This is a genomic window from Pedobacter sp. ASV12, from assembly GCF_016429155.1.
Taxonomy (GTDB): Bacteria; Bacteroidota; Bacteroidia; order Sphingobacteriales; family Sphingobacteriaceae; genus Pedobacter.
Genome location: NZ_JAELUC010000016.1, coordinates 44776 through 58360, shown reverse-complemented (window position 1 = coordinate 58360; position 13585 = coordinate 44776). Strand labels below are relative to the sequence as shown.

At 45.1% G+C, this 13585-nt stretch carries 11 protein-coding genes; 2 read left to right on the top strand and 9 right to left on the bottom strand.

Annotated elements, in window-relative coordinates; translation table 11 throughout:
• The 3 genes from JHD69_RS06480 to JHD69_RS06470 all read right to left on the bottom strand — a co-directional run.
• On the bottom strand, positions 1–488 hold a 488-nt coding region (locus tag JHD69_RS06480; protein WP_199138520.1), incomplete at its 3' end, for an NAD-dependent epimerase/dehydratase family protein.
• A gap of 36 nt (positions 489–524) precedes the next feature.
• Complete coding sequence (gene dxs, locus JHD69_RS06475; protein ID WP_199138518.1) at positions 525–2453, bottom strand: 1-deoxy-D-xylulose-5-phosphate synthase; 1929 nt, start codon at positions 2451–2453, stop codon at positions 525–527.
• An 87-nt stretch (positions 2454–2540) separates the two neighbouring features.
• A complete protein-coding gene (locus JHD69_RS06470; protein WP_199138516.1) occupies positions 2541–3245 on the bottom strand; it encodes a hypothetical protein in 705 nt (234 codons plus the stop codon).
• Positions 3246–3394: 149 nt separating this feature from the next.
• On the opposite strand from JHD69_RS06470, the gene glyA reads away from it, so the two are divergent.
• Together glyA and JHD69_RS06460 are read left to right on the top strand one after the other, a co-directional pair.
• Positions 3395–4666, top strand: a complete 1272-nt coding sequence (glyA, locus tag JHD69_RS06465) for a serine hydroxymethyltransferase (protein ID WP_199138514.1) — start codon at positions 3395–3397, stop codon at positions 4664–4666.
• Between the two features lie 11 nt (positions 4667–4677).
• Positions 4678–7449: a PAS domain S-box protein gene (locus JHD69_RS06460; protein ID WP_199138512.1), complete on the top strand. Its 2772-nt coding sequence runs from the start codon at positions 4678–4680 to the stop codon at positions 7447–7449.
• 107 nt (positions 7450–7556) lie between these two features.
• Here the strand turns inward: JHD69_RS06460 and JHD69_RS06455 are convergent, their stop codons facing one another.
• The 6 genes from JHD69_RS06455 to JHD69_RS06430 form a co-directional block, all read right to left on the bottom strand.
• A complete protein-coding gene (locus JHD69_RS06455) occupies positions 7557–8939 on the bottom strand; it encodes a hypothetical protein (RefSeq protein WP_199138510.1) in 1383 nt (460 codons plus the stop codon).
• 1 nt (position 8940) lies between these two features.
• Positions 8941–9639: a ComF family protein gene (locus JHD69_RS06450; protein WP_199138508.1), complete on the bottom strand. Its 699-nt coding sequence runs from the start codon at positions 9637–9639 to the stop codon at positions 8941–8943.
• A gap of 50 nt (positions 9640–9689) precedes the next feature.
• Positions 9690–10739, bottom strand: a complete 1050-nt coding sequence (rlmN, locus tag JHD69_RS06445) for a 23S rRNA (adenine(2503)-C(2))-methyltransferase RlmN (RefSeq protein ID WP_199138506.1) — start codon at positions 10737–10739, stop codon at positions 9690–9692.
• Positions 10740–10832: 93 nt separating this feature from the next.
• Positions 10833–11801, bottom strand: coding sequence for a 23S rRNA pseudouridine(2604) synthase RluF (gene rluF / locus JHD69_RS06440; protein WP_199138504.1), 969 nt, complete (start codon positions 11799–11801; stop codon positions 10833–10835).
• A gap of 258 nt (positions 11802–12059) precedes the next feature.
• Positions 12060–12551 (bottom strand): DinB family protein, encoded by a 492-nt coding sequence (locus JHD69_RS06435; protein WP_370583456.1) that lies wholly within the window; start codon positions 12549–12551, stop codon positions 12060–12062.
• A gap of 248 nt (positions 12552–12799) precedes the next feature.
• Positions 12800–13489: a helix-turn-helix transcriptional regulator gene (locus JHD69_RS06430; protein WP_199138500.1), complete on the bottom strand. Its 690-nt coding sequence runs from the start codon at positions 13487–13489 to the stop codon at positions 12800–12802.
• Between the last annotated feature and the right edge of the window lie 96 nt (positions 13490–13585).

Here is a 13585-nt window from a genome sequence, read left to right as displayed (position 1 = left end):
CCCCCCCCCCCCCCCCCCCCCCCCCCCCCCCCCCCCCCCCCCCCCCCCCCCCTTTTAGATGTGTATAAGAGACAGGCATAGGGCTCATTGGTTTCTTCCAGCAATCCAGTCAATAAGTAATCCTCCTTTAATGGCTGAGGAGCTAATTTAGGGTAGATACAGCTAGAACCCAAAAACATGAGCTTCTTAACTTCATTTATATAAGCCGAATGAATGACATTGTTTTGGATGGCTAGATTTTCATACAAAAAATCTGCGCGATAAGTGTTATTTGCTACAATGCCACCAACTTTGGCCGCAGCCAAAAACACATATTCGGGTTTTTCGTTGGCGAAGAAGTCGGCAACAGCTTGTTGGTTCCTCAAGTCTAACTCGTCAGATTTTCTGGCAATTAGGTTGGTATATCCTTCTTTTTGCAATTTGCGATAAATGGCAGAACCCACCATTCCTCTATGGCCTGCAACGTATATTTTTGAATGTTTTTCCAAAACGCGGTAAAATGTATATTCTTTAGGTTAGAGGGCTTAAGAGGCCATTGTTTTAGTGGTACGGCTTATCGCTACTTTTTTTACAGTTTCGATAATGGCTTGTGTATCATAGCCACAAAGTGCCCAAAGTTCAGGCTGTTCGCCGTGTTCTATAAATTCGTCAGGAATGCCCAATCGGATGACGTCGGCCTTGTAGTTGTGATCAGCCATAAATTCCAATACGGCACTGCCCATCCCGCCTTGTAAACAACCGTCTTCTACAGTTACTATTTTGGCATAACGCTTAAATACTTCGTGTAGCAGGACTTCGTCTAAAGGTTTTACAAAGCGCAAATCGTAATGTGCAGGATGTATGCCTTCGCTGTTGAGTTCTTTACAGGCTTCTACGGCAAAATTGCCTACATGACCAATGGTTAGGATAGCTACATCTTCGCCATCGCAGATTTTGCGGCCCTTGCCAATTTCCAGTGCCTTAAACGGACGTTTCCAGTCGGGCATAACGCCATTGCCGCGTGGATACCTGATGGTAAACGGGCCGATGTTTTCTTGCTGGGCAGTATACATCAGGTTGCGGAGTTCCTCTTCATTCATAGGAGAGGCCACAACCATATTCGGAATGCAACGCATGTAGGCCAAATCATAGGCGCCGTGATGTGTAGCGCCATCGGCACCAGCCAAACCGGCTCTGTCTAAACAAAACACTACATTCAGGTTCTGTATAGCTACGTCGTGGATAACCTGGTCGTAAGCCCTTTGCATAAAGCTCGAATAGATATTGCAAAAAGGTACCAACCCCTGCGTAGCCAAACCCGCCGAGAAAGTTACCGCGTGTTGTTCGGCAATCCCCACATCGAAAGCGCGATTGGGCATGGCTTTCATCATGATGTTCATTGATGATCCCGAAGGCATTGCCGGAGTGATACCCACGATTTTCGGGTTGCTTTCGGCCAGCTCTACTAGGGTATGCCCGAAAACATCCTGATATTTAGGTGGCTGCGGCTTATCTACTACTGGTTTTTTAATTTCGCCGGTAATTTTATCAAACAAACCTGGTGCATGCCATTTGGTTTGGTCTTTTTCGGCCAGTGCAAATCCCTTGCCTTTTACCGTGATGCAGTGTAATAGTTTCGGTCCCGGAATTGCGCTCAGGTCTTTGATTACTGAAGCTAATTTTTTAACATCATGTCCGTCAACAGGACCAAAATACCTGAAATTGAGTGCTTCGAAAAGGTTGCTTTGCCTTAACAAAGTGCCTTTGATGCTTTTTTCTATCTTTTTAACGTACTTGTGTGCATTGGGCCCAAGTTCTGAAAGCTTGGTCAATACATTCGAAACATCGTCTCTGAAACGGTTGTACGATTTAGAGGTGGTGATGCTGGTTAAATATTCTTTTAGGGCGCCCACATTAGGGTCGATAGACATGCAGTTGTCGTTCAAAATTACCAATAGATTGGAATTTTCGATGCCGGCATGGTTCAAGCCTTCAAAGGCCAAGCCTGCGGTCATGGCGCCATCGCCAATTACGGCTACGTGTTGCCTGTCTTTTTCGCCTTTGTAATGGGAGGCCACGGCCATGCCCAAAGCAGCCGAAATTGAAGTTGAAGAGTGGCCTACGCCAAAAGTATCATATTCGCTTTCGCTTATTTTAGGAAAGCCGCTAATGCCATTTAGAATACGGTTGGTATGGAACTGGTTTCTTCTACCGGTAAGGATCTTGTGTCCATATGCCTGATGGCCCACATCCCATACCAATTTATCATAAGGAGTGTTCAGGGCATAATGTAAGGCAACCGTGAGCTCTACCACACCTAAACTTGCTCCAAAATGCCCGCCGTTAATGCTAACTACATCGATGATGTATTGGCGTAGCTCTTGGCAAATTTGCTCTAAATCTTGTTCACTATATCGCTTTAAATCAGCGGGATAATTGATAGTAGATAGTAAAGCTCCAGTCTTAATTTCCATGCCGTATATAAAAAGTACAAATTACGGCATTTTGTTTAATACTTTTATCAAGAATCGTTTCAAATTTCATCCTAACCAATGCCTGTTTTATTTCTTGGCCACATCAAAACTAATGGTCGATGCCAAGTTGGCCATCAGCTTCTCGTATAGTGCTCTGTTAGTGGTGCTGGTTACTACAATGGCGTTATTGTTGCCTGTGCGCGTGGTTTGGCCAAAGTCGTTTCTGGTTAGGCCGGTTACCAGCTGATTGATTTTGATGGAAACATTGGCGATGTAGTCGCCAGCTACCACCTCAATACGTTTGGCTTCGAAGTCGAGTGCCTGCGATTGTGTAAATTGCACAGAAACTGGTATCTGCGTGCCACTGGCCTCAATATAGGTGCCGTTAAGCGTAAAAGTAGGCACGGCGGCATTTTCTGCCAGGCTTAAATTGAATTTAACATTTTCGTATACGCCGGCAGGAATAGCAACAGTGCCTTTCACGATACCCACTTGCAAGGGATTAATAGCATTGAAGTTCATCGATTCGAAGGCTACATTTGATCCGGCATGGCTGGCCTTGAACACGATCTTGGCAATATTAAGCGACATGCTTGTCCAATTGATGCTGCCATTTGTTCCCTGGGCTACAGGCATGCCACTGGTTGCAGCGGTGCTGCCTAAAGAGGCATACAGGTTACTGACGCCAAAGCTGTAACTCAGGTTGGCTTTGGCGGTTGTATTTTCTTTATTGCAACTGGTTGCAAACAAAGCTATCCATAATACAACGGTAAGAAACGCTAATTTTTTCATTTTTAATAAATTAGATAAGAGATTAAATTTAGTAAAAAATGTGAACATCAAGAAAAAACGGCAATTTATTATTGCCTCGCAAAGGCTCTGGTTTTGGCGCTAAAATTCAGCAATAATTTAGTATTTTTACCAAAAATACTTTTCCCATAATGAAACGAGATACTATAATTTTTGATCTAATTAACAAAGAATTAGATAGACAGGAGCATGGTCTTGAGCTTATCGCATCCGAAAACTTTGTGAGCAAACAGGTAATGGAAGCAGCAGGTTCGGTATTAACCAACAAATATGCCGAAGGCTTGCCGGGCAAACGTTATTATGGGGGCTGCCAAGTGGTAGATGACATCGAAAATTTAGCTATCGAAAGAGCAAAACAGCTTTTTGGAGCCGCATGGGTAAATGTACAGCCCCATTCGGGCGCACAAGCCAATGCGGCGGTTATGCTGGCCGTTATCCAGCCTGGCGATAAAATCTTAGGCTTCGACCTGTCGCACGGTGGCCACTTGACCCATGGTTCGCCGGTTAACTTTTCTGGTAAATTGTATCAGCCACACTTTTACGGTGTTAAAAAAGAAGATGGCTTGATCGACTATGCCAAATTGGAGGAAGTTGCCCTAGCCGAAAAGCCAAAATTGATTATCTGCGGTGCCTCTGCCTATTCAAGAGAATGGGATTATGCTTTTATCCGCAAGGTAGCCGATCAGATTGGCGCCTTGGTGTTGGCCGATATTTCTCATCCAGCAGGTTTTATTGCCAAAGGCTTGTTGAATAATCCGTTGCCACATTGCCATATCGTTACTACCACTACCCATAAAACCTTGCGCGGTCCGCGTGGTGGCATGATCATGATGGGGCAGGATTTTGAAAATCCTTGGGGACACAAAACGCCAAAAGGCGAAATCAAAATGATGTCGGCCATTTTAGACATGGCGGTTTTTCCAGGCACTCAAGGCGGTCCGCTAGAGCATATCATTGCCGCTAAAGCCATTGCCTTTGGCGAAGCGCTTAGCGACGATTACCTCACCTACATTAAACAAGTTGGTGCCAATGCACAGGCCATGGCCAAAGCTTTTGTAGCCAAAGGTTATGGTATCATTTCTGGCGGAACAGACAACCATTTGATGCTGATCGACCTGCGCAACAAGGGCATTACCGGTAAGCTGGCCGAAAATGCATTGGAGAAGGCAGATATTACGGTTAACAAAAATATGGTTCCTTTTGATGATAAGTCGCCGTTTGTAACCTCGGGCATGCGTGTAGGTACGGCGGCCATTACTACCAGGGGACTAAAAGAAAGCGAAATGGGACAGATTGTAGACCTGATAGACCAGGTATTGAGCAATCCGGAAGACGAGAATAATCTTAACCAGGTCAAACAACAGGTACAAGCCTTAACCAGTCGCTTCCCGCTTTATAAATAAGCTTTTAAGCAATGTTCAACCAATCTCCCTATTCTCCTGAACAAGAAGAACAGCGCCTTGCTGCCCTGTATTCTTATGATATTTTGGGAGACGGACTGGAGCATGAGCTCGACAATTTGGTGAAGCTTGCGGCGCAGATTGCCAATGTGCCTATTGCCTACGTGTCTTTTGTTGATCGCGACAGCGTGATCCTGAAATCGGCCGTAGGTGTAGAAGCTGAGCATAGAAAGTTGCCTAGAACGGTAACCATTTGCCAGTATACCATGATGGCCGATCATATTTTTTTGATGCCAGATGTAAGGCAGGAACCAGAATTGTCGAGCCATCCATTGGTTAATAGCGACGCCCACATTAGGTTTTACGCCAGTGCACCGCTAAAAGACAGCGAAGGGTTTGCCTTGGGCTGCCTTTGCCTGCTCGATGTACAGCCCCGAAGCCTTAACGAACACCAGCTCGAAGCCCTGTCTACCCTGGCAGTACAGGTGGTAGCTCAACTGGCGCTTAAAAGAAAAAATGCCCAGCTCGAAGCCCAAACCAAACGTTTTGATGAGTTTGTCGATATCTTTACGGTTTCGCCCGAAATCCATTGTATTTTAGACCGGAATGGGGCTATTCTTTTTATCAACGATGCGGTAACCTCGCTGTTGCAATATACCGTTGAGGAAACCATTGGCCAGAGCATGTGGGATTACTGCCTGCGTGAAGATGTAGACAGAACCGTTTACGCGATCGAAGATGGATTGCGAAGTGGCGAGAAACAGTTCAGTATCGATTTTAGGCTGGTAAGCAAGTACAACCAGGTGAAATGGATGGGCTGGAACATGGTGGCCAAAGACAATCGCTGGTATTGCTATGGCAGGGATATTACCGAAAGCAAAAAGGTGGAAAACGAATTGACCCAGCTGTCGTTCGTGGCCAGCAAGGTAAATAATGGCGTGGTAATTAACGATGCCAACAACAATGCCATTTGGGTTAATGATGCTTTTGAGAAAATTACCGGCTTTACCCTCGAAGAAGTAAAGGGCAAGCCTTTGGGCGATTTGATTCGCGGTCCAGAAACCGATTGGTCGCTTATTGAAAAAGCACGCCAGCTTACCCAGCAAAAGCAGTCCTTTACCGTCGATATTCTGGCCTACCGTAAAGATAAACAACCCATTTGGCTGTCCATCTACAATACGGTAGTGCTAAATGATGAAGGTAAGGTAGAAACCGAGGTAGAAATCATCATCGATATTACTGAAAAGAAAAAGGCCGAAGAAGAGCTGCAGGTGCTGTCGCTGGTGGCCAGCAAAACCAATACTGGCGTTACCATTTCGAACGAGAAAGGAGAAATTACCTGGATAAACGATGCCTTGGAAAGCCTAATAGGCTATTCGCTGGCTGAGCTTTCGGGCAAAATGCTGGGCGATGTGCTTTCTACGCCCGAAACCGACAAGGAACTGATCCTTAAATCGCGTAAAAAGGCCAACAACAAGCAAGCCTATACCATTGAGGTTTTGGCGCATAAAAAAGACGGCACACCTATCTGGCTTTCGGTGGCCAATACGCCGATCATCAATGCCAACGGACAATTAGAGCGCCAGGTAGAGCTTATTTACGACATTACGCAACGCAAACAGGTGGAGCGCGAAATGGTAGAGGCCAGGGAACAGGCCCTGCAACTGAGCGAAGCCAAAGAGATGTTTCTCTCGGTGATGAGCCACGAAATACGTACGCCGCTCAATGCTGTTATCGGAATGACGCATTTGTTGTTGGAAAACGAACCCAAAGATTCGCAGATTGACGACCTGAACATCCTGAAGTTCTCGGGAGAAAACCTGCTCAACATCATCAACGATATCCTCGACTTTACCAAAATAGAAACCGGAAACCTGCAATTGGAAGCCTTGCCCTTCGACTTGCACACGCTTTGTGTAGACATTGTCAACTCGCTACAGGTGGCCGCCGGCAAAAAAGGAAACCAGTTGCTGCTGACTTACGACGACAAGATACCCGAACCCTTGCTGGGCGATAAAACAAGGCTCTACCAGATTGTGATGAACCTATTGGGCAATGCCATCAAGTTTACCGATCATGGAAAAGTTGAGTTTACGCTTAAGCTCAAACAGCAAACGCCAGACGAAGCCTTGATTTATTTTGAAGTTGCGGATAATGGCATCGGTATTCCCAAAGAAAAGCAGTCTTATATTTTTGAAACATTTACCCAGGCCAGAACTGATATTTCGCGAAAATACGGAGGTACGGGACTGGGTTTGGCCATTACCAAAAAACTGATCAAGCTCTACCAATCGGAAATAGAGGTGCAAAGCGTAGAAGGCAAGGGAACGGTGTTCTGTTTCGAAATTAGCTTCAAATTGCTGGAGCAACCTGAAAAAGTTCAAGTGCCTCATGCCTTGCCTAGCCTTTTTACGGGCAAACACATCTTGGTGGTTGACGATAACGAGGTGAATATCCTGATTGCCAAAAGATTTTTGAGCAAATGGGGCTTGGATATCGATTTTGCCTCCAATGGCGAAGAAGCGATCCGCAAAATCATGGACAACACATACGACCTGGTATTTATGGATATCCGTATGCCGGGCATTGATGGTTTTGATACCACGCGCATAGTTCGCGAAATTCCGGGCGCTTATTACAAGAACCTGCCCATTATTGCCTTAACGGCATCTACCTTGCATAACGAAAACATGAAATTTAGGGATTGTGGCATGAACGGACACGTTTTAAAGCCGTTTAATCCAGAAGAAATTAAACAGGTGCTCCATAACTTCCTTAAAAAGTAAAGGGCCGATATTTCCTAAAAAATATCGACCCTTACCATCTAAATTAACGCTCTCGATATAATAAACGCGAGCAAGTGCCAATTGTTTTAAAATGGGCAATAAAATTTTTAATTATTTTCGTAACAACCTAATTCTGAGGGAAATATTCTTAACTTATAGTTTAAATCTTTGTTCAGGTAAGCATTGAAATAGCTGTCGTTGCTCAAATCAAAGCCCTTGTTGTTGGCCGGACTGCCCTTGGCCAGCCTGAAATTTCCGGCATCAGCATTGATAAATAGTGGATCGCTGTTCAGCAGGTTGGTGTCGTTTAAGGTGTTTGTATTGATTTTGAGCAGGTTGTTTTTTACGGTAGCCGTTAATAGTGTATTGGCAACTTTTTTGTCGATCAGAAACTCATTGCTCAAGCTTCCCCATACAATATTGTTGTAAAAATCGATGTTCAGGTTGCCCGATTGTGTATTGCTGATATAATCAGAGAAGTATACGGCCGCTGTTTTCCGTGCAAAGTAGGGGTTGTAGCCTGCAAAAGTATTTTGTTTAAGGTTGTATTTGCCACCACCCACGCCGTAAAGCAGGTATTGGCCACAGTTAAAGAAAAGATTGTTGAAGGCGGTGAGGTCTGTTTGATAGCCCAAAAAGCCTACCACCTCCATGTTTTTGATAATGGTGTTGGTTAATAGCAGCTTGGGCTGGTCGTTTACCGATAGCGAATCGACGGTAATGCCGGTAATGCCATTTTTGATGACTGCATAATTGATACGCGAATTTTTGCTTTCGGGATAGAAATGGATACCATTCCACTGCCCGGTTTCGTTGCTGTACAGCTTTTCCAGCCGATCGCTGGCAAATACAACGCTATCGGCCTTGGTGCCCAGCGCGGTTAAGGTGCCTTTAATACTCATGGTAGAGTTGCCATGAAACAGGATTTTGGTGCCCGGCTCTAAGGTCAGGTTGGTGTTTTCGGCTACGGTGAGCGATTTGTAGATGATGTAGGGTAGCTTGCTGTTCCAAACCGTATTGTTCTTAATGGTGGCGCTGTTGATAAACACCGCATTCTGTCCGTAGGCCACCAGTGCAATGCGTTGCTTTTTGCCGTTAAAATAGCACAAAATCGAATCCTGCACAATAAAAGGGAGGTCTTGCTGGGTTGGGTTGATGTTGACTTTGACAAAGACGTTGATCGAATCGTTGCCGTTTATTTTGAGGTTATTGGTTTCTGAAACCGCCTGTCCGTTAATGTTCAGGCTAAAAGCCGAATTGTTGCCTCCGCTTAGACGGATTTGGTTGAGGTTAATGGCCCTCGAGTTTCGGTTGTAGATTTTTAATCTCCTGGTGCTTGAGCCTACTGCTGTAAAAACCGTATCAAATAACACGCTGTCTGATGAGAAGTTGAGTTTGGCATCCAAGTCTAGCGTCAGCTCCTCGTCCTTGTTGCAGGCCGCAAAGATCAGGCTGGTTAAGATACTCAGAAGCAGTAGTTTTATTCTCATCTTATTCTGCAAAAGCAAGGGTAGCTATACTTAATTTTTTAACACCAATGTTTAATAACGTTTGGCCGCAGGCTTCTAGTGTTGATCCGGTGGTAATTACGTCGTCGACCAAAAGAATATGCCCGTCTTTTAGTTCTTCAGGATGCCTCACCTCAAAAACCGATTCCATGTTCTCGTACCGGGTATATCTCGATTTTTTGGTTTGGCTGCTGGTGGCCTTTTGGCGTAATAAGTTAGCATTTTTTACCGGAACATCCAAAACTTCGGCTATGCCCTTGGCAATGAACAGGCTTTGGTTGTAGCCCCTTTGTTTTTCTTTGCGCGCATGCAAAGGTACAGGCACAATGGCGCTGATACCGGCATATGCTGGATTTTGAAGCAGTTTTTGGCCTAAAAGATGGCCCAACAGTCTGCCTGTTTCGGTTTTGCCTTTGTACTTAAGGCCGTGCATTAATTGTTGCACTTTGTTGCCTTTCTTAAAATAGAGCATCGCCGTGGCCGCGTTAAAAGGTATACGGCTCCAAAATTGTTTTGCTACCGGGTTATCTGGATATAAATGGAAATCGGTGTAGGGAAGGTCGTAAAGGCAATGGCTGCAGATTTCTTTTTCGCCATAATGCAAATGCGTGCCACAAGCATTGCAGAGCAATGGGAAGAGCAGGTTGATCGTATCTTCAGCTAAGCGCTTGATGGCTATCATACCTACAATTTAAGCAATTGTTGGCATACGCCGAATACATTTGCGAAAATTTAAGCCGTTTCTTTTACAGCCAGCTGTCCGCAGGCTGCATCGATATCTTTGCCACGGCTTCTCCTGATGTTGGTGTTGATGCCCTGGCTGCGCAGGTAATTGGCAAAAGCATCTATTTTGTCGCCTTCGGCATTGATGAAATCGGCAAATTGAATAGGGTTGTACTCGATGAGGTTTACCTTGCAAGGCACGTGCTTGCAAAATTTGGCCAGCTCCATGGCATCCTGTATTTCGTCGTTAAAATTATTGAAGACGATGTATTCGTAGGTAACCGGATTTTTGGTTTTGGAGAAATAGTATTTCAAGGCTTCGGCCAATGCCTTTAACGAATTGTGTTCGGTAATAGGCATGATTTCGTGTCGCTTGCTATCGTTGGCGGCGTGTAGCGACAGGGCCAGGTTGAACTTTACGCCATCATCGCCCAGTTTTTTGATCATTTTGGCAATGCCTGCAGTAGAAACGGTAATTCGCTTGTACGACATGTTCAGCCCATCGGGAGCGGTAATTCGTTCAATAGATTTCAATACGTTGGCATAGTTAAGCAATGGTTCGCCCATGCCCATGTATACGATGTTGGTTAAGGGAATATTGTAGTTCTTTTTAGCCTGTTGGTCAATCAGCACCACCTGATCGTAAATTTCGTCGGCGTTAAGGTTACGTTTGCGGTCCATATAGCCGGTTGCACAAAACTTGCAGGTGAGGCTGCAGCCCACTTGCGAGCTTACGCAGGCTGTCATCCTTTCGTCGGTAGGAATCAGTACGCCTTCTACAATGTTACCATCGTACAAACGGAAGGCGTTTTTGATGGTATGGTCGTTGCTAAACTGTGCGCTGTTGATCTCGACTACGTTAATGGTATAATTGTCTGAAAGCTTTTTACGCAGGTCTTTAGACAGGTTGCTCATTTCGTCAAAGCTACGTGCCGATTTTTCCCAAAGCCATTGGTAAACCTGTTTTGCTCGGTAGGCGGGCTCTTTCATTTCGGCAAAGTGCTGCTGCAATTGCGCCAAATCAAGCGAACGGATATCTATTTTCTTCGTGCTAAGCATGTTACGGTGCAAAGATACTCATATTAGTTCGTTAGCAATGGGTTCGTTGATAAAATGACGCCCAAACCTGAACTTTTTGACATCGGTATTAAATTATCTTTTGGGGCTGCGGGTTTTGGCTGCGGGTGCGCCCGATTTGCCTTTGCCTGGTCGGGTAGGCCTTCTGTTGGGTCCAGATTTAAACCAGTCGCTTCCTGTGGTATTTGATTTGCTTGGGCCACCATTGGCTTTGGCCTTGCCTTTTGCGGCTGGGGTTTTCTCTTTGCCAAAGCGCTGTGCGGGTTTTTCGGTCTTTGGAGCGGCCGATCTTTGGTTTTCTTTTTTAGGGGTTGCAGGTTTCTCAGAACTCGACTTGGCCAATTGTTTAGTAATTTGCGCCAACTCTTCTGGCGTAAGCTCGCGCCAATCGCCGACCGGAATGCCCTTTAAGGTGATGTTCATGATCCGAACGCGCTCCAGTTTCGTTACCTCATAGCCAAAATGCTCGCACATGCGACGGATTTGCCTGTTGAGGCCTTGTACAAGCACGATTCTGAAAACATTGGCTGCTTCTTTGGTTACCTTGCACTTTTTGGTCATCACGCCCAAAACCGGTACACCCTTGCCCATGCCTTCAATAAACTGATCGGTAAGGGGTTTGTTTACGGTAACCACATATTCTTTTTCGTGGTTATTGCCTGCACGAAGTATTTTGTTAACCAGGTCGCCATTGTTGGTTAAAAAGATAAGACCTTGCGAGTCTTTGTCCAACCGGCCAATCGGGAATACCCGCTCGCTGTGGTTTACATGATCTACAATGTTGTCTTTGATCTTCGCTTCGGTGGTGCTGGTAATGCCTACAGGCTTGTTATAAGCCAAAAGAATGGTGTTTTCTGCCTGTTGCGGCTCAATGGTTTGGCCATTTACACTTACCACATCGCCAAAAAACACTTTGTCGCCTACCTTAGCTTTGCGTCCGTTAATAAAAACCTGGCCAAGTTCAATGTACCTGTCGGCCGCTCTTCTTGAGCATAAACCGCTTTCGCTAATGTATTTGTTTAATCGTGTTGTAGAATCAGACATGGGGTAAAGATTATGAAATATCTTACAAAGTAACCAATTCTAATCCGATAAACAGCAACAATACTGAGTTTTGCCGATCAAATCTTTGATGCAAAACCAGTATACTGTGGATTTTTAGGGCTGAAATACCATCAATCAAGTCGCGGGTGGCCAACCTCAGAATAAATCAGGCTTCGGGCAACGTTTAAAACAATGCCAAGCCAAACTTTGACAACCCTTAGGGCCAAAGTAGCCAAAAAGGTTGTCAAGGTACAGGATTTAAAAGCTTGGGTCATCTGCACTGGGGCCATAGCTTCCTGGAATTGGAATGTTTAACAAACGCAGGTAAACGCCTAGCTGTGCCCTGTGGTGAATGGTTTGACTATAGGCATGTCTGATGGTTTCGTACTTGGTCATGGTGGCATAAATCTGATCGGCGTTGCGCAAAACCCAAGTGCCGCTCAGGTCTTTGTCTGTTGCTTGGCTGAGGCTCGAACGACCATCTTCGTAGCTTTTTTCGAAGAGGGCAAGCAACTCGGTGGCATTGCTTACTGAGGTTGGATTGTAGGGCTCTGTGGCAAAATCCAGGCCGTCGGTTTTTAAAGCCAGGGTTACCCAGGTTGGCAACTCGGCTATGTGGACGCTCAGGTCTTTCATTTTCATGCTTTTTTCGTGTGGCGCCCAATCCAATTTGTCGGCAGGTACCAAAGCCAGCATTTTACGGGTTGTTTGGGCTTCTTGCGCCAATTCTGTCAATAAAAGTTCAATCATGTTCATCGTTTTGCTATTTGTTTAAACAAAGTAACGAACGCTTACTGACAACCCTATGGCAGTGCGAAATTCGGGATGAAAAATTTTAGCAGCATTTTGTTTTTCGCCACCTAGCCGGCAGGCTAGTCCTTTCTCCTTGATGAGAAATGGACCAAAGAATCAAGGCTTCAAACTGCGCTTCAAAATCAACGAAAGCATAAAAAACGATTTGATGAGATGCAGGAATCGAGGTCAGGCATGATGATACCTTAATAATCCACTGGCAATATCTTCATGTAGTCGTTCAGGGCCATGTGCTCACTTTTGCGGAAGGGGGTTTCGGTGCATTTAACCGATACGATATTGATAACCTTGAAATCGCGATATTCGTTGCGCAGGTGGCACCAGGCTATCAAATGCCAGCTAAATGCATAAAAGATCAGGCCTATTGGCTCAACCTCTCTTTTGCTGGCTTCGCTTTTCTTGTTTTTATAATCTATTTCTACAATGCATTTGGCGCTGATGGCGTTTTGGAGTACCGAAAGGTATTCGGTATCGTTTTTCAGCCTTTCGGGCAGCTGCAGCCTAATGTTTTCGTTCAGGTTTTCGAGCTTTTCCTTTTGGCTGCTGCGCAACACGCCTTTTACCTTGTTGAGTGCCGTCGTGTAATGGTGCGCAATAGATTTATCGCCAAAGCCCGTTAAGAAGCGTTCCATCAGCAATAACGCATTGGCCTCGTCAGAATTAAACGAAATTGGTGGCAAAAAATAACCCTGTACAATAAAGTAGCCTTTATGGGGCTCAAAACTAATGGGAACGCCCTGTTCGCCAAGCGCCCGCATATCGCGGTAAACTGTACGTATACTGATGTCGAACTGGTCGGCAATTTTTTCGGCAGTTACGTATTTTCTTGACTGCAATAAGATTAATATTCCAAAAAGTCTGTCTATTCTGTTCATTTTGGCCTGAAAATAGCTGTGATAAAACTACAGATAATCGGTTAGAAACGAAACCGAAATTTAAACGCAACTACATTTTCTAAACCGTTGCGTTAA

Coding starts and splice junctions, on each gene's coding strand:
- dxs (WP_199138518.1), bottom strand. CDS start 2,453: ATGGAAATTAAGACTGGAGCTTTACTATCTACTATCAATTATCCCGCT.
- JHD69_RS06470 (WP_199138516.1), bottom strand. CDS start 3,245: ATGAAAAAATTAGCGTTTCTTACCGTTGTATTATGGATAGCTTTGTTT.
- glyA (WP_199138514.1), top strand. CDS start 3,395: ATGAAACGAGATACTATAATTTTTGATCTAATTAACAAAGAATTAGAT.
- JHD69_RS06460 (WP_199138512.1), top strand. CDS start 4,678: ATGTTCAACCAATCTCCCTATTCTCCTGAACAAGAAGAACAGCGCCTT.
- JHD69_RS06455 (WP_199138510.1), bottom strand. CDS start 8,939: ATGAGAATAAAACTACTGCTTCTGAGTATCTTAACCAGCCTGATCTTT.
- JHD69_RS06450 (WP_199138508.1), bottom strand. CDS start 9,639: ATGATAGCCATCAAGCGCTTAGCTGAAGATACGATCAACCTGCTCTTC.
- rlmN (WP_199138506.1), bottom strand. CDS start 10,739: ATGCTTAGCACGAAGAAAATAGATATCCGTTCGCTTGATTTGGCGCAA.
- rluF (WP_199138504.1), bottom strand. CDS start 11,801: ATGTCTGATTCTACAACACGATTAAACAAATACATTAGCGAAAGCGGT.
- JHD69_RS06435 (WP_370583456.1), bottom strand. CDS start 12,551: ATGATTGAACTTTTATTGACAGAATTGGCGCAAGAAGCCCAAACAACC.
- JHD69_RS06430 (WP_199138500.1), bottom strand. CDS start 13,489: ATGAACAGAATAGACAGACTTTTTGGAATATTAATCTTATTGCAGTCA.